General features: G+C 72.4%; 17 protein-coding genes. 6 read left to right on the top strand and 11 right to left on the bottom strand.

What is annotated here, in order from left to right; all coding sequences use genetic code 11:
- Window positions 1-88 precede the first annotated feature (88 nt).
- Window positions 89-2,749: a bifunctional acetaldehyde-CoA/alcohol dehydrogenase gene (adhE, locus tag ACOTKD_RS01300; RefSeq protein ID WP_424886928.1), complete on the bottom strand. Its 2,661-nt coding sequence runs from the start codon at window positions 2,747-2,749 to the stop codon at window positions 89-91.
- Between the two features lie 331 nt (window positions 2,750-3,080).
- On the opposite strand from adhE, the gene ACOTKD_RS01295 reads away from it, so the two are divergent.
- Window positions 3,081-3,722 (top strand): CBS domain-containing protein, encoded by a 642-nt coding sequence (locus ACOTKD_RS01295; RefSeq protein WP_424886927.1) that lies wholly within the window; start codon window positions 3,081-3,083, stop codon window positions 3,720-3,722.
- Between the two features lie 93 nt (window positions 3,723-3,815).
- Here the strand turns inward: ACOTKD_RS01295 and pflA are convergent, their stop codons facing one another.
- From pflA to ACOTKD_RS01280, 3 genes are all read right to left on the bottom strand, one after another.
- The gene (gene pflA / locus ACOTKD_RS01290; protein WP_424886926.1) at window positions 3,816-4,592 is read right to left on the bottom strand and encodes a pyruvate formate-lyase-activating protein; all 777 of its coding nucleotides are present in this window, start codon (window positions 4,590-4,592) and stop codon (window positions 3,816-3,818) included.
- Window positions 4,589-6,850, bottom strand: a complete 2,262-nt coding sequence (gene pflB / locus ACOTKD_RS01285; protein WP_424886925.1) for a formate C-acetyltransferase — start codon at window positions 6,848-6,850, stop codon at window positions 4,589-4,591. The genes pflA and pflB overlap by 4 nt, the downstream gene beginning before the upstream one ends.
- A 268-nt stretch (window positions 6,851-7,118) precedes the next feature.
- Entirely contained in the window at window positions 7,119-7,685 is a 567-nt protein-coding gene (locus ACOTKD_RS01280) for an Rv1733c family protein (RefSeq protein WP_424886924.1), read from the bottom strand.
- Between the two features lie 272 nt (window positions 7,686-7,957).
- Here ACOTKD_RS01280 and ACOTKD_RS01275 point away from each other — a divergent pair, with 272 nt between their 5' ends.
- Window positions 7,958-8,800, top strand: coding sequence for a DUF6544 family protein (locus ACOTKD_RS01275; RefSeq protein ID WP_424886923.1), 843 nt, complete (start codon window positions 7,958-7,960; stop codon window positions 8,798-8,800).
- A 62-nt stretch (window positions 8,801-8,862) separates the two neighbouring features.
- On the opposite strand, the gene ACOTKD_RS01270 is transcribed toward ACOTKD_RS01275, so the two are convergent.
- Both ACOTKD_RS01270 and ACOTKD_RS01265 read right to left on the bottom strand, forming a co-directional pair.
- Complete coding sequence (locus tag ACOTKD_RS01270) at window positions 8,863-10,065, bottom strand: globin domain-containing protein (protein ID WP_424886922.1); 1,203 nt, start codon at window positions 10,063-10,065, stop codon at window positions 8,863-8,865.
- A gap of 180 nt (window positions 10,066-10,245) precedes the next feature.
- Window positions 10,246-10,821 (bottom strand): flavodoxin domain-containing protein, encoded by a 576-nt coding sequence (locus ACOTKD_RS01265; protein ID WP_424886921.1) that lies wholly within the window; start codon window positions 10,819-10,821, stop codon window positions 10,246-10,248.
- A 587-nt stretch (window positions 10,822-11,408) separates the two neighbouring features.
- On the opposite strand from ACOTKD_RS01265, the gene ACOTKD_RS01260 reads away from it, so the two are divergent.
- From ACOTKD_RS01260 to ACOTKD_RS01250, 3 genes are all read left to right on the top strand, one after another.
- On the top strand, window positions 11,409-11,852 hold the full coding sequence (locus tag ACOTKD_RS01260; protein WP_424886920.1) for an ATP-binding protein: 444 nt from the start codon (window positions 11,409-11,411) through the stop codon (window positions 11,850-11,852).
- Window positions 11,853-12,094: 242 nt separating this feature from the next.
- A complete protein-coding gene (locus ACOTKD_RS01255; protein ID WP_424886919.1) occupies window positions 12,095-12,580 on the top strand; it encodes a pyridoxamine 5'-phosphate oxidase family protein in 486 nt (161 codons plus the stop codon).
- Between the two features lie 156 nt (window positions 12,581-12,736).
- Window positions 12,737-14,422, top strand: a complete 1,686-nt coding sequence (locus ACOTKD_RS01250; protein WP_424887355.1) for a GAF domain-containing protein — start codon at window positions 12,737-12,739, stop codon at window positions 14,420-14,422.
- A 17-nt stretch (window positions 14,423-14,439) separates the two neighbouring features.
- Here the strand turns inward: ACOTKD_RS01250 and ACOTKD_RS01245 are convergent, their stop codons facing one another.
- From ACOTKD_RS01245 to ACOTKD_RS01225, 5 genes are all read right to left on the bottom strand, one after another.
- Window positions 14,440-15,153, bottom strand: a complete 714-nt coding sequence (locus ACOTKD_RS01245; RefSeq protein ID WP_424886918.1) for a response regulator — start codon at window positions 15,151-15,153, stop codon at window positions 14,440-14,442.
- Between the two features lie 221 nt (window positions 15,154-15,374).
- Window positions 15,375-16,904, bottom strand: coding sequence for a YfcC family protein (locus ACOTKD_RS01240; RefSeq protein ID WP_424886917.1), 1,530 nt, complete (start codon window positions 16,902-16,904; stop codon window positions 15,375-15,377).
- A complete protein-coding gene (locus tag ACOTKD_RS01235) occupies window positions 16,901-17,854 on the bottom strand; it encodes a carbamate kinase (RefSeq protein WP_424886916.1) in 954 nt (317 codons plus the stop codon). Before ACOTKD_RS01235 ends, ACOTKD_RS01240 begins: the two co-directional genes overlap by 4 nt.
- Window positions 17,855-17,887: 33 nt before the next feature.
- The gene (argF, locus tag ACOTKD_RS01230; RefSeq protein ID WP_424886915.1) at window positions 17,888-18,889 is read right to left on the bottom strand and encodes an ornithine carbamoyltransferase; all 1,002 of its coding nucleotides are present in this window, start codon (window positions 18,887-18,889) and stop codon (window positions 17,888-17,890) included.
- Window positions 18,890-18,923: 34 nt separating this feature from the next.
- A complete protein-coding gene (locus tag ACOTKD_RS01225) occupies window positions 18,924-20,147 on the bottom strand; it encodes an arginine deiminase (RefSeq protein ID WP_424886914.1) in 1,224 nt (407 codons plus the stop codon).
- Window positions 20,148-20,516: 369 nt separating this feature from the next.
- Here ACOTKD_RS01225 and ACOTKD_RS01220 point away from each other — a divergent pair, with 369 nt between their 5' ends.
- Complete coding sequence (locus tag ACOTKD_RS01220; RefSeq protein WP_424886913.1) at window positions 20,517-21,485, top strand: Acg family FMN-binding oxidoreductase; 969 nt, start codon at window positions 20,517-20,519, stop codon at window positions 21,483-21,485.
- The last annotated feature ends 72 nt before the right edge of the window (window positions 21,486-21,557 follow it).

Genomic DNA, 21,557 nt, shown 5'->3' with positions numbered 1-21,557 from the left:
GCCCCGCGGCGGGGGGGCCCCCCCCCCCCCCCCCGGGGGGGGCGCGGGGCAACGCCTTGGGCAACGCCCTTGTGACCCGCCCGTGGGTTCAGCCGGCCGCCGGCCGGACCGTGCCGCGCCCGTAGTAGGCGGCGCGCATGATGTCCTGCATGTCGTCGAGCATCGGCATGCGCGGGTTGGCGGGAGCGCACTGGTCCTCGAAGGCGTTGAGCGCCTGCCGGGGGAGGGCGTCGAGGAAGACACCCTCGTCGATGCCCAGCGCCTGGAAGGAGGGTTCGATGCCCACCGCCTCCCGCAGGCGCTCCACGGCCGCGGCGTAGGAGGCGACCCCCTCCTCGGGGGTGGCGGCCGGCAGTCCCAGGGAACGGGCGATCTCCTGGAAGCGCTCCGGGGCCCGGTAGCTCTCGTACTTCGGCCAGCCGGTCAGCTTCGTGGGGACGGTGCCGTTGTAGCGGATGACGTGCGGCAGCAGGATCGCGTTCGTCCGCCCGTGGGCGACGTGGAAGGTCGCGCCCAGGGTGTGGGCCATGGCGTGGACGATGCCGAGGAAGGCGTTGCCGAAGGCCATGCCGGCGATCGTGCTCGCGTTGTGCACCTTCTCCCGGGCCACGGGCTGCGCGGCGCGGTCGGTGACGGCCGCCTCCAGGTTCTCGAAGACCAGCTTGATCGCGTGCAGGGCAAGGCCGTCGGTGAAGTCGTTGGCGTAGACCGAGACATACGCCTCGGTGGCGTGGGTGAGCGCGTCGAAGCCGCTGTCCGCGGCCAGGGCCGGGGGCAGGTCCTCGGTCAGCAGCGGGTCGACGATGGCCACGCTCGGTGTCAGCGCGTAGTCGGCCAGCGGGTACTTGCGGCCGGTGGCGGGGTCGGAGATCACGGCGAAGGGGGTGACCTCCGCTCCGGTGCCGGAGGTCGTCGGGATGCACACCAGCCGGGCCCGCTTGCCGAGCTCGGGGAAGCGGAAGGCACGCTTGCGGATGTCGGAGAACTTCTGGCGCATGTCGGAGAAGTCGACGTCGGGCTGCTCGTACAGCAGCCACATCACCTTGGCGGCGTCCATCGGGGAGCCGCCCCCCAGCGCGATGATGGTGTCGGGACGGAATTCCCGCATGAGGCGGGCGCCGTGGCGCACCGAGTCGATGCTGGGCTCCGGTTCGACGTTGTCGATGATCTGGAGGGTCACCGGTTCCGCGCGGTGCCGCAGGACCTTGGTGACCCGGTCGACGTAGCCCAGGCGGGTCATCGTCGCGTCGGTCACGACGGTGACCCGCCGGACGCCGGCCATCGAGGCCAGGTAGCGGATGGCCTGCGGCTCGAAGTAGATCTTCGGCGGGACCTTGAACCACTGCAGGTTGTTGCGGCGCGAACTGACGCGCTTGACGTTGAGCAGGTTGACGGCCGAGACGTTGTCGGAGACCGAGGTGTGCCCCCAGGAGCCGCACCCCAGCGTCAGCGAGGGCGTCAGGGAGTTGTAGATGCCGCCGATCGCCCCCTGCGACGCGGGCGCGTTGACGATGACGCGCACGGTCTGCATCCGGTGCCCGAACTCCTCGGCGACGGCCCGGTCGCCGGTGTGGACGACCGCGCTGTGCCCCTGGCCGTGGAAGGCGACCAAGTCGGCCGCGAAGCCGAACCCCTCCTCCCGTGTCGCGGCCCGCAGCACGGTCAGCACGGGGCAGAGCTTCTCCCGGGTCAGCGGCTCGGCGGAACCCACGAGCCCGGCCTCGACGAGGATGACGGACGTCTCCGGCGGCACGGTGAAGCCCGCCTGCTCCGCGATCCACGCGGGACTGCGCCCCACGACCGCGGGGTTCACCCTCGGCGCACCTCCGGCGGAGGGGCCGGCCGGGAACAGGAACTCCTCCAGCAGCCGCTTCTCCTCGGCGCCGGCCAGATGGGCGTGCAGCCGGCGGAACTCCCCGATCGCCTGCTCGTAGATCTCGGTGTCCAGGATGACCGCCTGTTCCGAGGCGCAGATCATGCCGTTGTCGAAGGACTTCGACAGCACCAGGTCGTTGACCGCCCGCCGCACGTCGGCGCTGTGGTGCACGTACGCGGGGACGTTCCCGGCGCCGACGCCGATGGCCGGCTTGCCCGCCGAGTAGGCGGCCTTGACCATGCTGTTGCCGCCGGTGGCGAGGATCAGCGCGACGCCCTTGTGGCGCATCAGCAGCCCTGTGGCCTCCATCGACGGCGTCTCGATCCACTGGACGCAGTGCTCCGGCGCCCCGGCCGCGACGGCCGCGTCGCGGACGATGCGCGCCGCCTCGGCGCTGCACTGCTGGGCGGTGGGGTGGAAGGCGAAGACCACCGGGTTACGGGTCTTGAGGGCCAGCAGCGCCTTGAAGACGGTGGTGGACGTGGGGTTGGTGACGGGTGTGATCGCGCAGACGACGCCGACGGGTTCGGCGATCTCGACCATGCCGTCGGTGTCGTCCCGGGAGATCACCCCGACCGTCCGCATCCGGGACATGCTGTCCGTCACGTGCTCGCAGGCGAACATGTTCTTCGCCGCCTTGTCCTCGAACACCCCGCGGCCGGTTTCCTCCACCGCCAGCCGCGCCAGGTGGGTGTGCTGGTCGAGCGCGGCCACCGATGCCTTGGCGACGATGTGGTCGACCTGTTCCTGGGTCAGGGAAGCGTAGTCGTCGAGCGCCTTCAGCCCGTTCGTGACCAGCCGGTCCACCGCTACGGCGGTGTCGGAGGGCGCGTCGGCGGTGGCGGTTCGGGGTCCGGCGTCGTGTCGGTTCATGGAAGGACTCCGTCGTGGTCAGTGCGCGGCCGGGATACCGGCGGCCTTACCGGGCGGCACTCCCACGGGCGCCGCTCGCACTCCACAGCCTTGCCCACGGCCCGCACCGCACCGAGGGTCCGAACGTCCTCGGCAAGGGCCCGGTGGTCCGCGGTCCGGCGGGCCCGGCGGGCCGACCGGCCCCGTTCCGGGAAGGGGCTTGCTGCGGGACCGGTCGGCCCCTGTGCGGAAGCGAACGGCGGGGCAGGCTGGAGGGGATCAGTGCCGCCCGGATCCGCGGCGGCCGGCGAACGCGTCCTGAAGGGACCGGCGAGAGAGGAGGGACCTTCCCATGCTGATGCTGACCGTCGGCGAGCTCATGACATCCCGTGTGGCTCGCGCCCGCCCCGGAACATCCTTCGAGGGCCTCGTACGGCTGCTGCGCCGGCGCCGCGTCAGCGGCGTGCCGGTGCTCGACGGGGACGACAAGGTCGTGGGGGTGGTTTCCGAGAAGGACCTGCGGAAGACCCGGGGGAACGCCGGGGCGCGCCGGGGCACGGCGGCGGAGCTGATGTCCAGCCCCGCGATCACCGTGCACCCCGAACAGCGGGCGGTCGACGCCGCCCGCGTCATGGACCGGCACGGCGTCAACCGGCTGCCCGTCGTGGACGAGGAGGACCGGCTCATCGGCATCGTCACCCGCGGCGACCTGCTGCGCCTCTTCCTGCGGACCGACGCCGCGATCCGCGCGGACATCGAGGACCGGGTGCTGCCCCGTACGGTGCGGGCTGCCGAGGGGGCCGTGCGCGTCGAGGTCCGCGACGGGGTCGTCATGCTCGACGGCCGGGTGCCGGCCACCGCCGACATTCCAGGAGCCGTGCGCCAGACCTGGCGGGTGGACGGTGTCACCGGCGTGGTCACCCGGCTGCGCACCGGCCACGACGGGAGGGCAACCGGCCAGGAACCGCCCGCGGAGCGCGAGCCGGCGGGCTGAGCGGGACGCCTGCCGCGCCCCGCCGGCGGCGGTCCGGCGACGCGAGAACCGGCGGCGGCCCGGTACCGTCCCGGCGTGGAGCCCGGCGTGGAGTCAGTCCGCGCGCAGCCCGTGCGCCCGGAACTGCTCCCGTACCCGCTGCACGAGCGCCGCGTCCGGAGTGGGGGTGTCCCGCAGGGGAAAGGGCAGGCCCAGCGCCTCGTACTTGACCGCGCCGAGCTTGTGGAACGGCAGCACGTCCACGCGCTCCACGCAATCCAGGCCCGCCACGAAGGCCGCCAGCCCCTCCACGTCCGCCTCTCCGTCCGTCCAGCCCGGTACGAGGACGTAGCGCACCCACACCCGCTTGCCCAGCGCGTCGAGGCGGTGGGCGAAGCGGAGCGTGGGCGCCAGCGCACCGCCGGTCAGCCGGCGGTAGGCGCGGCTGTCGAAGGACTTGATGTCGAGCAGCACCAGATCGGTGGCGCCGAGCAGCGCGTCGTCGGCCCGCGCACCGAGACGGCCCGAGGTGTCCAGGGCCGTGTGCAGGCCGAGCTCCTTGCAGCGGCGCAGCACCTCGCCGGTGAACACCGGCTGCAGCAGCGGCTCGCCGCCGCTGATCGTCACCCCGCCACCGGAGGCCGCCAGGAACGGCCGGCACGACTCGATCCGGGCCATGACCTCCTCGACGCCGACGGCCCGCCCGTCGCGCATGTGCCACGTGTCGGGGTTCTGGCAGTACAGACAGCGCAGGGGACAGCCGCTGGTGAACAGCACGAACCGGGTCCCGGGACCGTCGACCCCCGTCGACAGGTCCCAGGAGTGGACCCGGCCCGCCGGCCGGCCGGAGGCCGCCCGGCCCGGGCACCACGTCTGCTCCGCGGCGTTCACGCCGCTCCGTGGAAGGTGCGGCTGATGACGTCGCGCTGCTGCTCCTTGGTGAGCCGGACGAAGTTCACCGCGTAGCCGGAGACGCGGATGGTCAGGTCCGGGTACTTCTCCGGGTGTTCCATGGCGTCCTCGAGGACGGTCCGGTCGAGGACGTTGACGTTCATGTGGAAGCCGCCGGAGGCCGTGTAGCCGTCCAGCAGGCCGACCAGGTTGGTCACCTGGTCCTCGCGGCCCCGGCCGAGCCCCTGCGGAGTGATGGTGGACGTCAGCGAGATCCCGTCGAGGGCCTGGTCGTAGGGCAGCTTGGCGACCGAGAGGGCGGAGGCCGCCATGCCGTGCCGGTCGCGGCCGTTCATGGGGTTGGCGCCGGGCGCGAAGGGAGCTCCCGCGCGCCGCCCGTCGGGGGTGTTGCCGGTGTGCTTGCCGTAGACCACGTTGGAGGTGATGGTCAGCACCGACTGGGTGTGCTCGGCACCGCGGTAGGTGGGATGCCGGCGGATCTTGGCCATGAACGAGGTGACGAGGTCCGAGGCGATGGCGTCCGCGCGGTCGTCGTCGTTGCCGTAGGACGGATAGCCGCCTTCGGTCTCGTAGTCGACGGCAAGGCCCGTGGCGTCGCGGATCACCCTCACCCGGGCGTGCTTCACGGCCGAGAGGCTGTCGGCCGCCACCGACAGGCCGGCGACGCCGCAGGCCATGGTGCGCCGCACGGGATAGTCGTGCAGGGCCATCTCCAGCCGCTCGTACGCGTACTTGTCGTGCATGAAGTGGATGACGTTGAGCGTGTTGACGTACGTCCCCGCGAGCCAGTCCAGCATCCGGTCGTAGGCCGCGCGCAGCTGCTCGTAATCCAGGTACTCGCCGGTCAGCGGTGCGGAGACCGGGGCGATCTGCTCGCCGGTCATCTCGTCCCGGCCACCGTTGATCGCGTACAGCAGCGCCTTGGCGAGGTTGACCCGGGCGCCGAAGAACTGCATCTGCCGGCCCACCGTCATGGCCGACACGCAGCAGGCGATGGCGGTGTCGTCGCCCGTGCGCGGCCGCATCAGGTCGTCGGACTCGTACTGGATGGAGCTGGTGTCGATGGAGACCTGGGCGCAGTAGCGCTTGAAGCCCCCGGGCAGCGCCGGCGACCACAGAACGGTCAGGTTCGGCTCGGGGGCCGGGCCGAGGTTGTAGAGGGTGCGCAGGAAGCGGAAGGAGGTGCGGGTGACCAGCGGCCTGCCGTCGGTCCCGATGCCTCCGATCGACTCCGTCACCCAGGTGGGATCGCCGGAGAACAGTTCGTCGTACTCGGGAGTGCGCAGGAAGCGCACGATCCGCAGCTTGATGACGAAATCGTCGATCAGCTCCTGGGCGCGCGTCTCGTCGATGCGGCCCTCCGCCAGGTCCCGCTCGAGGTACACGTCGAGGAACGTCGACGTGCGGCCCAGGGACATGGCCGCGCCGTTCTGCTCCTTGACCGCCGCCAGATAGCCCAGGTACAGCCACTGCACGGCCTCATGGGCGGTGGCGGCGGGCCGGGAGACGTCGCAGCCGTAGCCGGCCGCCATGCGCGTGAGCTCCTCCAGGGCCCGCAGTTGTTCGGCGAGTTCCTCGCGGTCGCGGATCACGGCGTCGTCCGAGGGGACCTCGTCGAGCCGGGCCCGCTCGGCCCGCTTGGCCTCGATCAGCCGGTCCACTCCGTACAGCGCCACCCGGCGGTAGTCCCCGATGATGCGTCCGCGCCCGTAGGCGTCCGGGAGGCCGGTGATGATGCCCGCCTTGCGGGCCCGGCGCATGGCGGGGGTGTAGGCGTCGAAGACCCCGTCGTTGTGGGTCTTGCGGTACGTGCCGAAGACCTCGGTGACGAACGGGTCGGGCTCGTAGCCGTAGGCGCGCAGGCTGTTCTCCACCATGCGCAGGCCTCCGTTGGGCATGATCGCGCGCCGCAGCGGGGCGTCGGTCTGGAGACCGACGATCAGCTCGCGGTCGCGGTCGATGTAACCGGGCCGGTGCGAGGTGATGGTGGAAGGCGTCGAGGCGTCGACGTCGAGGACTCCCTTGCGCCGTTCCTCCGGGAACAGCGCGGTGACGCTGCCCCACACGGCGCGCGTCCGCTCGGTCGGGCCCGCGAGGAAGGAGGCGTCCCCCTCGTACGGGGTGAGGTTGGACTGGATGAAGTCCCTCACGTCGACCCGCTCCCGCCAGCCCAGCCCGGCGAACCCGCGCCAGGCGCCGGCGGGGGCGTCGGCCGCGCACTCGGTCACCATGGTCATCTCTGCCTCCGATCGTTCGCGACGCCGCTCGCGGGTCGGTTCCGCGGGGCGTCCCGCTGTCCGATCCTCGTCGCCGCCGGTGGTGACGAGCCAGGGACCTGAGGCGCACAGAGCCCCACCGACCGGCCCCTCTGCCCGCTGCCGCCGGGCCCGCTGGTCCCGGAGCGGACGGGGACCTTCGGCCTTCCGCGAGCACGGCGGCGAGAGGTGCGAGGGAGGCTCGGGGGTGAGGGGCAGCCCTGCGGGACGGGCGTCATGACCGGGGCCGTCACGTGGGCAGTCGCTTCGACCAGAGCGGTTCCACGACTTGCCACTCGGCGGCCCACTGCTCGTACCGTTTGCGGTCGATCGCAGCGATGAGCCCGCCCCGGGCACCGAAGAAGACGAGCAGCAGCGCCATGGCCGCCGCGGTGCCCGTGAAACAACCGGTGGCCAGGGCTTCCTGACGGGTCGCCGGAGGCTTGACGATCTTGTTTTCACGGTCCACCCACACCTGGACCGTTCCGCCCTTCGGGGTGTCGCCGGGAACGTCGGTGAAACCGAGGTGGGAGACGCCCCGGCCGTCGGTCCAGCGGACCGGTGCCCACTGGTTGCCGAACGCGGACGAGGTCCCCTGCACCTCGCCGGCCGAGTGCGCGGTGACCTGGTGCCGGGAGGCCGACTGCGCCACTGCCGTGCGCATCGTGGCGGCGTAGGTGATCCTGCCCACCAGGTAGGGGACGACGGCCAGGGCAAGGGCGAGAAGGAGCAGCAGACAGGCGCAGAGCCGGCCCTGGTACCGGTCGCAGTCGCGCCGCATGGGGCGGTGTCGGTGGGACGTGCGGTGCGATGTCATGGTGGGCCTCCGCGAGAGGGAATCCGTACGGCTCAGCGCGCTCCTCCTACCGTCGGATCCCTGGGGAGAAGGAGTCACGGGGGCGAAGGTCCCGCGGGGGCCGACGGACGCCGGTCCCGCAGGGGACCGAACGGGCCTCGGGCGAAGGGCGCCGCGGTTCCCGAAGCGGCGGTCGCTTCCCGGTGCCGTTCGGCCCTGGCGCCGGCTGCGCAAGACGGCCAGTGTCGGATGTCGTCGGCCCGGCGGCCGGAGCCGGGCCCGGGGAGGCCGTGATGACCGGATACGTTCCGTCCGACAACAGCCGCGCGATACGGGCCGGCGCGTCCACCGGGACCGGCACCCCGGCCGCGCGGCCGGCCGTACCCGCACCGCCCCGGCGGGTGCGGAGGGAGTGGGCCGCCCTGGCCGCCCCCACGGTGTCGCCGGCCCGGTTCGCCCCGCACATGACCGACGGCCTGCCGTCGCCCGTGAGGAGGTGGCTGGCCCACGCTGTCGCTCCGGGTGCGCCTTTGCTGCAAACGGTTGTGCTGGTCACGCACGGCGAGATCCGGATGGGCACCTGGCGGCGCTTCCGCGCCCACCAGGTTCTCGCGCCGCCGCGGGGGCTGGTCTGGGCGGCCGGGGCGCGCCTCGGGGGATTGCCCGTCAGCGGCTTCGACCGCTACAGCGGGGGTACCGGGGAGATGCGGTGGCGGCTGTTGCGCGCGGTGCCCGTCATGTCGGGCTCCGGCCCCGACGTCACCCGCAGTGCGGCCGGCCGCCTGGCCTGTGAGTTCCCCCTGGTGCCGCCGGTGGCGCTGGGGCCGGCCGTGTGCTGGGAGCCGGTCGACGACCGGCAGGCGGTGGCGCACGTCCGCATCGGGCAGGAGGAGTTCGCTGTCACCATGCGCGTGTCACCCTCCGGACGCCTCGAGTCGGTCGCCATGCTCCGGTGGGGGAATCCTGACAGGCACGGGTACGGGGAACACCCCTTCGGCGCCGTCTTCGAGGGGGAGAGCCGCTTCGGCGGTTTCACGTTGCCGCGCACCGTCCGTGCGGGCTGGTGGTTCGGCACCGGCCGGTGGCGCGAAGGGGAGTTCATCCGCTTCGCCCTTGACGAGGCCGCGCACCACTGACGGCGGAAGGCGCGGAGGGGGGAACGGCGGCGTTGCCGTTCCCCCCTCCGCGTGCGGGACCTTCACCCGGTGGCGTCCGCCAGCCACAGGTCGGGGCCGAAGACCTCGTACGTGATGTCGCGCGCCGGCACCCCGGCCCGCAGCAACTCCTCGCGTACCGCACGCATGAAGGGCAGCGGGCCGCACAGGTAGACGCTCGCGTCCTTCGGCACATCGATGTCGTCGAGACTCATGAAGCCGTCCAGAGCCGTCGGCTCCTCGGCACCGGCGTGCTCGTACCAGAACAGGGAGCGGGCTGTCGGCAGGGCGTCGACCAGCCGGTGGGTGTCGGCGCGCAGGGCGTGGTCGGCGGGCGAGCGGTCGGCGTGCAGGACGAGGACGGGGCGGGTGGAGCCGGTGGCCGCGAGGTGTTCGAGCATGCCCACCATGGGGGTGCAGCCGATGCCGGCCGAGACCAGCAGCAGCGGCCGGTCGCTCTCGTCCAGCACGACGTCGCCGAAGGGGGCCGAGAGGGTGAGCTCGTCGCCCGCCCGCACGGAGTCCAGCAGGAGGTCGGAGACTTCGCCGTCGGGAAGACCCTCGCCCCGGACCCGCTTGACGGTGATCCGCCGCGTCTCGTCCCCGGGAGCCGAGGAGATGCTGTACTGGCGCAGCTGGTGCACCCCGTCGGGCATGCGTACGCGCACGCTCACGTACTGTCCCGCCCGGGCCCGCGGCGCCGGGGCACCGTCGGCCGGACGCAGCAGGAAGGACGCCGCCTCGGAGGTCTCGTCGCGGCGCTCGACGACGGTCCAGCGGCGCCAGGGGTGATCCGGCCGCACCTGGGCCTCGAGGTAGAGCTTGGTCTCCTGGGCGATCAGGGCGCCGGCCATGAGCCAGTACACCTCGTCCCAGGCCGCCGCCACCTCGGGCGTGACGGCGTCGCCGAGGACGTCGGCGATGGCGGCGAAGAGGTACTTGTGCACGATCGTGTACTGGTCGTCGGTGACGCCGACCGCCGCGTGCTTGTGGGCGATGCGGCCGAGGAGCACGTCCGGGCGGGTGCGGGGGTCGGCCAGCAGCGCTCCCGCGAACGCGGCGATCGAGCCGGCCAGCGCACGGCGCTGGTGACCACTGGCCTGGTTGCCGCGGTTGAACATGCCGTCGAGCAGTTCGGGATGCTCGGCGAACATGGTCGCGTAGAAGCGGGTGGTGATCTCGTCCAGGGCGCCGCCCACGGCGGGAAGCGTGGCCCGGATCACCGAGGCCGACTCAGGGGAAAGCATGGGTACTCCTACGAAACTATGGCCGGGGGCCTGGGAGCCAGGGAAACGGCTTCCTCGATTGCTCACAGCTTGCGAGAGGACGCTGCTGTGACGCGTGGGGCCAAAGGCCTCCTCACGGGGCCGGACGGTCCCCGGAGCTTCCGGGCGGACCGGGACCACAGGTCCCGGCCGCGGGAGGCGTCACCCGAGTGAGGGGTGCTCCTCTCCGCCGGAACCGCCCCCGCCTCCGGACGTGAGCGCGCGTGCCACGGACTCGGCCCAGTCGTCGATTTCCGTCCAGTCGCGGTGGTCGCCGAAGTGCCCGCCCATCGCCCTCACGGCGAGCCGGCCCGCGAGCGGCAGGTGCTCGGCGGTCACCACCCCCGCGAAATCGTGGTGATCCCGTGGGTGAACCGCATTCCGCAACTGCCTCAGCTCGCCCGACCGCTGTTGTTCCCGGGCCACCCGTATGCGTTGTGCGGCGGCGGCGCCGAAGGCTCCGCTCCGCTCGCCCTGCGAGCCGACGCTGTACAGCCACACCGGGTGCGACGCCAGCAGGGTGCCGTGCCGGCGTATGAAGTCCGAACCCGTCGGCAGCCACCGCCCGTTGTGCACCGCGCTGCCGAGGACGGCCGCGTCGTAACCCACGGGAGGCCCCGCCTCGTCGAGCGACTCGACGTCGGGGGCATGCCCGTGGCGTGCCAGGACGCCGGCGATGCGTTCCGCGACCGTGCGGGTCGATCCGTGTGCGGTGGCGTACCCGACCAGGATGCGCATGACACTTCCTCTTCTTGGGGGTCTCCCCGGGAACACCGGGACGTGGCGCCACGTCCGTCCGCCAGGGGGTCAGGGAAGCCCTGGCGGACGAACGGCGGGACCGGGCGAAGGCGTCGTGCACCAGGTCCGCCCGGGTGGGTGATGAGGGGGACAGGACCGGGCGGACGCCGGTCGGAGACCTGCACGACGGCCTTCGAACGGCCGTGCCCTAGTGTGCTCTCCCCGCCCGGTGGCGGGCCGTGGCCGATCGGCCCTTTCGCCCGGGGCCGACCGGCCCGGATCCGTACCGCCGCAGTACTCCGCCGGCCACCTGGACCGGGTCCGACGGGCCGCCGAGGGGCCGCCGAGGGGCCGTCAGGCCCTAACGGTGCGGCCGAAAGAGCTCCAGAATTGAAGAGTTCTTCAATCCATGAGTTTCGATGATGATCGAGGCAGTTGTCCGGAGGTCCAGTGGACGGGTTCGTCGAAGCGGCGCGCATGCGGGTGAGCCGCGCCAGGGGTGCGCTGGGGGCCGAGCCGGGGGAGGCGGGGTGAAGCGGCGTCTCAGGCAAGCGCCCTCAGCCGCGCACGGAAGCGAACCCTCGCCCGTGTGGCGGCGCATCCTGACCCTGCCGCTGGTCCCGGAGGCCGTGCGGCAGACACGGCGCGACACCGCCGCGGCCCTCTCGGAGCAGGCGATCCCCGCGAACTCCGTCTTCGCCGGCGCCGTCCTGCTGGTGGTGAGCGAACTGGTCGCCAACGCTGTCCGCCATGCCGCCGATCGTTCCCCGACCGCCGATGTCACCATCGCCGTGGGAGCGGGTCAGCTGGTGATCGGTGTGACCGACCAGGACCCCCGCCTGCCCGACCTGTCCCCGGAAGCGATGGGTGACGGCCTGCGGACCGTCGCCGACCTGGCAGCTGCCTACAGCGGCTCACTCAGTGTGGAACACTCCGCGCACGGCTGCGGGAAGGTGGTGCTGACCCGCTTTCTCATCCCCGAGGACATGGGCCCGGCCGCCGGGAGGCTCGCCGGTACCCGCGCGCTGTGAGCTCACGCGTGACGCACGGATCCGGAAGGGACGCTCGGCGCTGTGAGCGAAGCGGAAGCCGGTCACGGTCTGCGGGTGGACCCACGGGAGTGTGCCGTGGGTCCGCGGGCGCGGCCTTGTCCGCACAGTGCCCCGGTGGCCCCGCGATAAGGGCCGATCGGCCCTAGGCGGAGGCGATCGACGATCACCTACTGTCGAACTGTCGAATGACAGCGGCGCGAACACGAGAACGGAGGTGCCGCGTGAGCAGCGATACCGACCGGCGGGCCTCCGAGGACCGCCCCCGGGACCGGGCCGCCCCGGATTCCGCCGGGCCGCGGCGCACGGTCGGCCTGGACCGGTTCGAGGCGCTGCGTCTCCTCGGCAGCGTCTCCTTCGGCAGGGTCGTCTTCACCCGGCGCGCGCTGCCGGCCATCCGGCCGGTCAACCACGTCATGGACGGCGAGGACATCGTCATCCGCACCCACGAGGCCGCGGCCCTGGTCTCGTACACCCAGGAGGCGGACCTCGGCGTCGTCGTGGCCTACGAGGCCGACGTCATCGACCCCGTGACGCACCTGGGCTGGAGCGTGGTGGTCACCGGCTACGCCCGCGTGGTCACCGACCCCGCGGACCTCGCCCGCTACCGGGCCGCGCTGCGCCCGTGGGTGGACCGGACCATGGACTTCACGGTGCGCATCCACCCGGAGGAGATCACCGCCATGCGCCTCGTCCCCTGCGACGGATAAGCGTCCCCGGGGACGCGGGGCCCGGCCGTCCCCTCGGCTTCGCGCACCCGTTCCCGGTACGCCTGCAAGGACGGTTACCGTGAGTCCTTGCAGGGCCTCCCGGCCCCGCGACGCATGAGGAGGGTGCCGGTGGACGGGGACGAGAAGGAGTCGCGCATGCCGCGGCTGCGCCTGGATGAGCTGCTGGACGAGCTGCAGGCGCGGATCGACGACGCACGCGGCACCCGGGACCGGGTGCACAGCCTGCTGGAGGCGGTGCTGTCCGTGGGGCGGGAGCTGGATCTCACGCATGTGCTGCGGAGCATCGTCGAGGCGGCGGCCGTGCTGGTGGACGCGCAGTACGCGGCGCTGGGCGTGATCGGCCCGGACGGCCGCACCCTGTCGCAGTTCCTGACCGTGGGCCTCTCGCAGGAGGAGATCGACGAGATCGGCCCGTTCCCTTCCGGCCACGGCATCCTCGGGGAGCTGATCCGCAAGCCCGAGCCGCTGCGCCTGAAGGACCTCGGCACGCACCACGCCTCCTACGGCTTTCCCGCCCATCATCCGCCGATGCACACGTTCCTGGGTGTGCCCATCCGGGTGCGCGAGGAGGTCTTCGGCAATCTCTACCTCACCGACAAGCGCGGCGGAGCGGAGTTCGACGCCGAGGACGAGGCGGTCCTCACGACGCTGTCCGTCGCCGCCGGCGTGGCCATCGACAACGCCCGCCTGTACGAGGCGTCCCAGCGGCAGCACCAGTGGCTTCAGGTCGCCGGGGAAATCACCAACAGCCTGTTGTCGGGCACGGCGCGCCAGGACGTTCTGGAACTGATCGCCGTCCGGGCCCGGGAGATCACCGGGGCGGTGCTGGCGGACATCTGCGTGCCCGTGTCGGACACGGAACTCCAGGTCGAGCTGGCGATCGGGATGGGAACCGAGGAGCGCGCCGGGCTCGTGGCCCCGGTGGCGGGCACCCTGTCGGGGCAGGCCTACGGCTCGCGAGCCCCGGCGGTCACCGCCGATCTCGTGGGTGACGCACGGTTCGCTTCCGGTCCCAGGTGCTTCGAGGGCTTGGGGCCGGCGGTCGCGGTGCCGCTGGGTACGGGTGCCGGGGCGGCGCGGGGCGTGCTGCTGCTGGCCCGCACCGCCGACCGGCCGGCGTTCACCGAGGACGAGATCCGGCCGCTGGAGGTCTTCGCCGGGCAGGCGGCCCTCGCGCTGGAGCTGGCCGACCGGCGGCGGGACGCCGAGCAGCTGGCGCTGCTGGAGGACCGCGACCGCATCGCCCGCGATCTGCACGACCTGGCGATCCAGCGGCTCTTCGCCACGGGCATGACCCTGCAGAGCGCCGCCCGGTTCATCGACCACTCCGGCGCCGCCGAACGCGTCACGCGAGCCGTGGGCGATCTGGACGACACCATCAAAATCATCCGCTCGACCATCTTCGGGCTGCGGGCCAAGGACTCCGAGCCCAGCCCGCTGCTGCGCGCCCGCGCCGCCCGCGCCGTGGGCGAGGCCGCCGCTCACCTCGGTTTCCCGCCACGCCTGAGCATGGAGGGGCTGCTGGACACCGACGTGCCCGCGCAAGTGGCCGACCACGTCGTCGCGGTGCTCGTCGAGGCCCTGAGCAACGTCGCCCGGCACGCCCGCGCCACACGAGTGGAGGTGGGACTGCAGGCCACGGCCGACCGGGTGCTGCTGACCGTGGCCGACGACGGCGTCGGCATCCCCGGGGGCGGGCGCCGCAGCGGGCTGCGCAACCTCGCCGAACGGGCCGAGTCGGTCGGCGGCGGCCTGGAGATCCAGTCTCCCCCCGAGGGCGGCAGCCGCCTGGTGTGGACGGCGCCGCTGGGCCGTCCGTAGGCCCGGCGGCGGCGGTGTCAGCCCTGGGCCCCGTGCCCGGGGCGCTGGGGCTGCTGATGTTCGGTGGCCAGCGCCTCGGTGGCGATCACGGCGGCCTGTACGCGCCGTTCGACCCCCAGCTTGGCCAGCAGCCGGGAGATGTGGTTCTTGACCGTCTTCTCCGCCAGATACAGCTTCTGACCGATCTGACGGTTGGTCAGCCCCTCGCCGATGAGGCCGAGGATCTCGCGTTCGCGGTCGGTCAGGCCCGCCAGGGCCTGCGGCTGCTGCTTGCCCGTCTCCTCGCCTCGCAGACGGGCCATCAGCCGGGTCGCGGCTCCGGGGTCGAGCATCGACTGTCCGGAGGCCACCGTGCGGACCGCCGTGACCAGGTCGGTGCCGCTGATCTGCTTGAGGACGTAGCCGGCCGCTCCGGCCATGATGGCGTCGAGCAGGGCTTCCTCGTCGTCGAAGGAGGTCAGCATCAGGCAGGCGAGCCCGGGCATGCGGGAGCGCAGCTCCCGGCAGACCGCCACGCCGTCTCCGTCGGGCAGCCGCACGTCCAGCACCGCCACGTCCGGGCGCAGCGCCGGGATCCGGGCCAGGGCCTGTTCCGCGGTGCCCGCCTCGCCGACCACCGTCAGGCCGGGTTCGGCGTCCAGCAGGTCGTGGACCCCGCGTCGCACCACTTCGTGGTCGTCGAGCAGGAAGACCCTGGTCGTCTTCGCCTGCTCCGTGGCACTGTCCGGCATTGCCAACACTCTCCATCACACTCGTTCCGCCGGGTCATCCCCGACAGGTCCCGTCGTGCAGCGTGCCCCGGACCGGGGTCGTTCGGACAGGGCCTAACGGCCCCATGAACCCCGCGTACAGGCCCCATCCTGGCACTTCGGTCCCGGGGGCGGGGGCGGATGCCGTCCTCGGCATGCCTGTGGGGCCCGGCCGGAGCCGGGCCCCACAGGCCGCGCGGCCTTCATCCGAGGGCCGCTCCGAGGACCATGAAGCCCGTGACCGCGACCAGCAGCATGCCCATGAGCGGGGCCACGAACCGCAGGTACCGGTCGTAGCGGACCTTCGCCAGGGCGAGGCCGCCCATCACCACGGCCGACGTGGGGGTGATCAGGTTGATCCACCCCGATGCCGACTGGTAGGCGGTGACCACCACGGACCGGCTCACCCCGGCGAAGTCGGCGAGCGGCGCGAGGATGGGCATCGCCAGGGCCGCGTGGCCCGAGGACGACGGCACGAAGAACGCCAGCGGCAGGTTGACCAGGAACATCAGCACCGCGAAGAACCCCGAGGACGTGCCCGAGACGACGCTGTGCAGTGCGTGGAGGACGGTGTCCGTCACGCTGGCGTTGTTCATGATGACCGTGACGCCGCGAGCCAGCATGATGATCACGGCTGCCCCGATGAAGTCCCCGGCACCCGCCACCACGGCCTCCGCCGTGCCCTTCTCGCCCAGGCCGGCCAGGAGGCCGACCGCCACGGCCGCCACGATGAACAGCGCGGCCAGCTCCGGGAAGTACCAGCCCAGGGTGGGCAGGAAGCCGATCCCGAGGTCGGCCCAGGGAATCACCGCGAAGATCATGAAGAGGAAGGTCGCCGCGAACAGGGCCAGCACGACCCGCTGCCGTACGGTCAGCGGTCCGGCCGCCGCCTCCTGCCGCCGCAGTTCCTCGTCCTCGGGCAGCTCCTCCACCAGTGAGCGCCCGGGGTCCTTCCGGACGCGGTTCGCGTAGCGCACCAGGTACCAGGCGGCCAGCGCGGTGAGGGCGACCCACATCAGCAGGCGCAGGACGATGCCGTCGCCGGTGCCGATGCCGGCGCTGTCGGACGCCACGCCGGTGGCGAACGGGTTCACCGTGGAGGCGAGGGTGCCCACCCCGGCGCCCACCATGATCACGGTGGCGCCGACCATCCGGTCGTAGCCCAGCTTCAGGACGAGCGGCACCATCAGGCCGTAGAAGCCGAGTGTCTCCTCGGCCATGCCGTAGGTGGTCCCGCCCAGGGAGAACAGCGCCGTCAGGACGACCAGCAGCAGCGTCCGGTGCCCGCGCAGCCGCTCGGCCAGCCGGGCGACCCCGGAGGTGAGGGCGCCGGACCGCAGGGTGACGGTGATGAAGGCGCCGACGGCCAGGACGAAGAGGAACACCCCCGCCGCTCCGAAGAACGCTCCGTCACCGCCGGGCGCGGTCAGGGCGGAATCCGCGTTCGTGACGCCGTACAGGCCGTTGACGGGGGCGAGGAAGAGGTCCTTGAGCCGGCCCGCGAACCCCGTGGTGAGGTCGACCGCATGGTAGGTGTCCGGAACCGGAGCACCGTCCTTGGTGTCGTAGCGCCCGGCCGGCACGACGAAGGTCAGGCCCCAGACGATGACGGTGACGGCGACGAGCACGGTGAAGGCGGACGGGAAGTGCAGCTTCCTTCTGCGGGAACCGTCGTCCTGCTCCGGGGCGCCCTGCGGCCCCGGGGCGGTGCGTGGCGTGGTGCCGGTGCTCATGACCGCACCAGCCCTTCACCGGCGACCGGTTCCAGCGGGCGCCCAGCGGGGGTGACCACCGTTCCGGCGGTGCCGTCGAGGAGGGCTCCGGCGTCGGCGAGCGAGCCGATGGCGGCCATGCCGCCGGTGAGCTCGACGAACCGGCACACCGCCTCCACCTTCGGGCCCATGGACCCCGCCGGGAAGTCCTCGGCCCGCAACCGCCCGGGCGTGGTGTGCCCGATGGGTTCGGCCTCCGGCGTGCCCCAGCCGCGCATGACCTGCGGCACGTCGGTGAGCAGGAGCAGTGCGTCGGCGTCGAGGGCCTCGGCGAGCAGGGCCGCGGTGAGGTCCTTGTCCACCACGGCCTCGACCCCGGTGAGCTGCCCGGCTTCGTCACGGATGACCGGGACGCCACCGCCTCCGGCGCACACGGCGACCGCGCCGGAGGACAGCAGCAGCCGGATGAGCCGGGTCTCGACGACGCGCTGCGGGTCCGGCGACGGTACGACCCGGCGCCAGTGGCCGCCGTCCTGCCGTACGGTCCACCCGCGCTCGGCCGCCAGCCGCTCGGCCATCTCCTTGCCGTACACGGGCCCCACGAACTTGGTGGGGCTGTCGAAGGCCGGGTCGGCGCTGGAGACGAGGGTCTGGTTGAGCAGGGCGCACACCTGCCGGCCGGGAAGGGCGTTCTGCAGCGACTGCAGCAGCCAGTAGCCGATCATGCCCTGGGTCTCGGCGCCCAGGACGTCGAAGGGGTACGGGGAGCTGAGGCTGCGATCGGCGGCGCTCTGGAGGGCGAGCAGGCCGACCTGGGGCCCGTTCCCGTGGGTGATCACCAGCTCGTGCCGGTGGGCGAGGGGGGCCAGGGCGGCCACGGCCGCCCTGACGTTGGCGAGCTGCACGGCTGCGTCCGGCCGGTCTCCCCTGCGCAGCAGGGCGTTCCCTCCGAGCGCGACGACGACGCGCATGGCTTCTCCTGTGGAGTGGTGGGTGAGGGGGCGTCAGTCGCCGAGGGTGGCGACGAGGACGGCCTTGATGGTGTGCAGCCGGTTCTCCGCCTGGTCGAAGACGACGGAGTGCGAGGACTCGAAGACCTCGTCGGTGACCTCCAGGGCCGTCATCCCGGTGCGGGCCAGGACCTCGGCGCCCACGGTGGTCCCGTCGTCGTGGAAGGCGGGCAGGCAGTGCAGGAACTTCACGCGGGGGTTGCCCGTCGCCCTGAGCACGTCCATGGTCACCTGGTAGGGCTTGAGGAGCGCGACGCGCTCGTCCCATATCTCCTTGGGCTCGCCCATCGACACCCACACGTCGGTGTAGAGGAAGTCCGCTCCCGCCACGCCCTGCGCCACGTCCTCGGTGAGGGTGATCCGGGCGCCGGTGGACTCGGCGGTGCGCAGCGCCTCCTTGACCACGTCGGGTGCGTTGCGCAGGCTCTTCGGGCCGACCATGCGCACGTCCATGCCGAGCATCGCGCCGGTGATCAGCAGCGAGTTGCCGACGTTGTTGCGGGCGTCGCCGAGATAGGCGAAGGAGATCTCGTGCAACGGCTTGTCGGTGTTCTCCCACATGGTCAGCGCGTCGGCGAGGGACTGGGTGGGGTGCCATGCGTCGGTGAGGCCGTTCCACACCGGGACGCCGGAGAAGTCGGCGAGTTCCTCGACGACGCTCTGGCTGCTGCCGCGGTACTCGATGCCGTCGTAGAAGCGCCCGAGGACGCGGGCGGTGTCCTTGATGGATTCCTTGTGGCCGATCTGCGACCCGCTGGGCTCGAGGTAGGTGACCCGGGCGCCCTGCTGGTGCGCGGCCGTCTCGAAGGCGCAGCGGGTGCGGGTGGAGGTCTTCTCGAAGATGAGGGCGATGTTCTTCCCGCGCAGCCGCTGCTGTTCGGTGCCCGCGTACCGGGCGGCCTTCAGCCGGGCGGACAGGTCCAGCAGGAAGCGGAACTCCGCGGGGGTGCAGTCGAGTTCCTTGAGGAAGCTGCGGTGACGGAGGTTGAGAGCCATGGCCGGTGTCTCCTTCGGGGTAGGGGTGGGTGGATCAGACGGCGTCGCGCTCGACGGGGCAGCTCATGCAGCGCGGGCCGCCGCGACCGCGGCCGAGCTCGCTGCCGCGGATGGTGATGACCTCGATGCCGCTGCGGCGCAGGTGCGTGTTGGTGGTGACGTTGCGTTCGTAGGCGACGACGACGCCCGGCTCGACGGCCAGGACGTTGCAACCGTCGTCCCACTGCTCCCGCTCGGCGGAGTGGACGTCCTGGGTCGCGGTGAGGACGTGGATCGAGGACAGGCCCAGGGCGTCGGCGATCGCGTGGTGCATCTCCTGCGGGGCGTGGTCGGTGATGCGGAGCTTCTCGCCCTCCCCGCCCGGCTCGATGGTGACCGAGGGGAGCATGCCCAGACCGGCGTACTGGGTGAAGGTGTCGCCGCTGACCATGGTCATCACGGTGTCGAGGTGCATGAAGCTGCGCTTCTTCGGCATCTCCAGGGCCACCACCCGGCGGGCGGAGCCGGCCGCGAACATCCGCAGCGCCAGCTGCTCGACGGCCTGCGGGGTGGTGCGCTCGCTCATCCCGACCAGGACCGCCCCGTTGCCGATGACCAGGACGTCGCCCCCCTCGATGGTGGACGGGTGGTCGGTCTGGCCGCCGGACCACCGCTGGAACTCCTGCTTCTCGAAGAGCGGGTGGTGCTCGTAGACCGCCTCGAAGTGCACGGTCTCGCGCCGGCGGGCGCTCTTCTTCATCGGGTTGACGCTCACGCCGTCGTACACCCAGCAGGAGGTGTCGCGGGTGAAGAGGTGGTTGGGCAGCGGCGCCAGGACGAAGTCGTCGGGGGCCATGGTGTGCAGGCGGACGCTGGAGACGGTGCCGAGGCGGCTCATCAGCTCGCGCTTGGTCACGCCGCCGATGAGGTTCCGTGCGAGCTCGGCCGGGGCCATCGCGTCGAAGGCGGCCCGCATGCGGTCGGTGGCCAGGGGGCCGAACTCCCGCTCGTCGAAGACCCGGTCGTGCACCAGAGCGCGGGCGGCGGGCCGGGAGAGGGCCTCGGTGAGCAGGTCCGTCAGGTAGTGCACGGTCACCCCGCGGTCCCGCAGGGCGTCGGCGAACGCGTCGTGCTCTTCCCGGGCGCGCTTGACCCACAGCACGTCGTCGAAGAGCAACTCGTCCTTGTTCGTGGGGGTGAGACGCTTCAGTTCCAGGTCCGGGCGGTGGAGGATGACCCGCCGCAGCCGGCCGGTTTCGGAATCAACGTGGAAGTTCATGACTCTCCAGAGACGGGAGCGGCGATCTGCCGGCCATGGGCCGGGAACGGGCCGCTCTCCGGGAGCCGGTGGCCCGGTGTTCCGGGCTTCCGGTCGAACAACGCAACCGTGTCACGTCGACACCACCGCCCTCGGCTGCCACTGGACCTCAACGCAGGCCCACTGGTCCCGGCTTGAACAGGTCCCCTGCCTGCCCGGCGGCAGGGACCAATGGCCCCTGCCCGCGCTCCGGCCGCACCGCTGGAAAGGGCCTGATTCCGGCCACGAGGGACCCCTGGCCCGTGCACACGCCGGCCGTTCGCGGCCCAGGCTGGGACGTGCACAAGAACCGGCCCCGTACGGAGGGGACCAGGAGAAAGGACGGATCCGATGTCCGCACCGGAAGTCGGCGCGCACGCCCTCGAAACCCTGGTGGCCGCGGCTGCCGCCGCGCCGTCGATGCACAACTCCCAGCCGTGGCGGTTCCGTACGGACCCCGCCTCCCGCACCATCGGGATCCGGACCGTCGCCGGCCGGGCCACCCCCCTCTCGGACCCGAGGCGGCGGGCGCAGCATCTGGCCATCGGCGCAGCGGTGTTCAACCTGCGGGTGGCCGCGGCCGAGGCGGGCTGGGAGCCGGTGGTGGAACTGCTGCCGGATCCCTGCGACCCCGGGCTGCTGGCCACGGTCGCCCTGCACCCCGGGCCCGCGGACCGCTCCCGCCACCCGCGGCTGTACGACGCCATCGCACAGCGGCGCAGCAGCCGGCTGCCCTTCACCGGCCGGCCCGTGCCGGAAGCGATCGTGGCCGAAATGGCCTCCGGCGCGCGGGCCGAAGGGGCCGGGCTGTACCTGCCGGACATCGTGGGCACCCGCCGGCTGCTCGCCGTGACGGCGGAGGCCGAGCGGCGCAACCACCTCGACGAGGCGCGCACCCGTGAGAGCCGGTCCTGGATCGTTCCCCCGGGCACCGGACCGTACGGGATCCCCGTCACCGCCCTGGGCCCGCGGGACGCCCGGGAGCGCATGCCGCTGCGGGACTTCACCGGCGCCTCGCGCACCCGGCCCGTCCCCGCCCTGCCCTTCGAGCGCCACGCACAGCTGGCCTTGGTGTGCACCGGCCACGACCGGCCGGCGGACTGGCTGCGCGCCGGACAGGCCCTGGAACGCGTACTGCTCCTGGCCACCGCGCACGGCGTGCGGACCTCCGCCCTTTACCAGGCCCTGGAGTGGCCGGACCTGCGCGGTGCCCTGCTGCGCGGCCGGCCGGGACATGCGCAGTTCCTCATCCGCTTCGGCTACGGTCCCCAGGGCCCGCCCACGCCCCGCGCCGCCGTCGCGGAGGTCACCTGGAAGTGAAGGAACACAGAGAAAAGGGGCGTTGCCCATCTTACCCCCCGCCGGGGGTTGATGGGCCCCCCGGGTTGTAAC

The sequence above is a fragment of the Streptomyces sp. XH2 genome (genome assembly GCF_049725035.1).
Lineage (GTDB): Bacteria > Actinomycetota > Actinomycetes > Streptomycetales > Streptomycetaceae > Streptomyces > Streptomyces roseoverticillatus.
Note: the sequence above shows the minus strand (reverse complement) of the source record. Positions and strands in the feature narration are given on the sequence as shown.

What these genes read in the sequence shown, in the direction of transcription:
- adhE (WP_424886928.1), bottom strand. Translation starts at nt 2,749, where the DNA reads ATGAACCGACACGACGCCGGACCCCGAACCGCCACCGCCGACGCGCCC.
- ACOTKD_RS01295 (WP_424886927.1), top strand. Translation starts at nt 3,081, where the DNA reads ATGCTGATGCTGACCGTCGGCGAGCTCATGACATCCCGTGTGGCTCGC.
- pflB (WP_424886925.1), bottom strand. Translation starts at nt 6,850, where the DNA reads ATGACCATGGTGACCGAGTGCGCGGCCGACGCCCCCGCCGGCGCCTGG.
- ACOTKD_RS01280 (WP_424886924.1), bottom strand. Translation starts at nt 7,685, where the DNA reads ATGACATCGCACCGCACGTCCCACCGACACCGCCCCATGCGGCGCGAC.
- ACOTKD_RS01275 (WP_424886923.1), top strand. Translation starts at nt 7,958, where the DNA reads ATGACCGGATACGTTCCGTCCGACAACAGCCGCGCGATACGGGCCGGC.
- ACOTKD_RS01270 (WP_424886922.1), bottom strand. Translation starts at nt 10,065, where the DNA reads ATGCTTTCCCCTGAGTCGGCCTCGGTGATCCGGGCCACGCTTCCCGCC.
- ACOTKD_RS01265 (WP_424886921.1), bottom strand. Translation starts at nt 10,821, where the DNA reads ATGCGCATCCTGGTCGGGTACGCCACCGCACACGGATCGACCCGCACG.
- ACOTKD_RS01250 (WP_424887355.1), top strand. Translation starts at nt 12,737, where the DNA reads ATGCCGCGGCTGCGCCTGGATGAGCTGCTGGACGAGCTGCAGGCGCGG.
- ACOTKD_RS01245 (WP_424886918.1), bottom strand. Translation starts at nt 15,153, where the DNA reads ATGCCGGACAGTGCCACGGAGCAGGCGAAGACGACCAGGGTCTTCCTG.
- ACOTKD_RS01240 (WP_424886917.1), bottom strand. Translation starts at nt 16,904, where the DNA reads ATGAGCACCGGCACCACGCCACGCACCGCCCCGGGGCCGCAGGGCGCC.
- ACOTKD_RS01235 (WP_424886916.1), bottom strand. Translation starts at nt 17,854, where the DNA reads ATGCGCGTCGTCGTCGCGCTCGGAGGGAACGCCCTGCTGCGCAGGGGA.
- argF (WP_424886915.1), bottom strand. Translation starts at nt 18,889, where the DNA reads ATGGCTCTCAACCTCCGTCACCGCAGCTTCCTCAAGGAACTCGACTGC.
- ACOTKD_RS01225 (WP_424886914.1), bottom strand. Translation starts at nt 20,147, where the DNA reads ATGAACTTCCACGTTGATTCCGAAACCGGCCGGCTGCGGCGGGTCATC.
- ACOTKD_RS01220 (WP_424886913.1), top strand. Translation starts at nt 20,517, where the DNA reads ATGTCCGCACCGGAAGTCGGCGCGCACGCCCTCGAAACCCTGGTGGCC.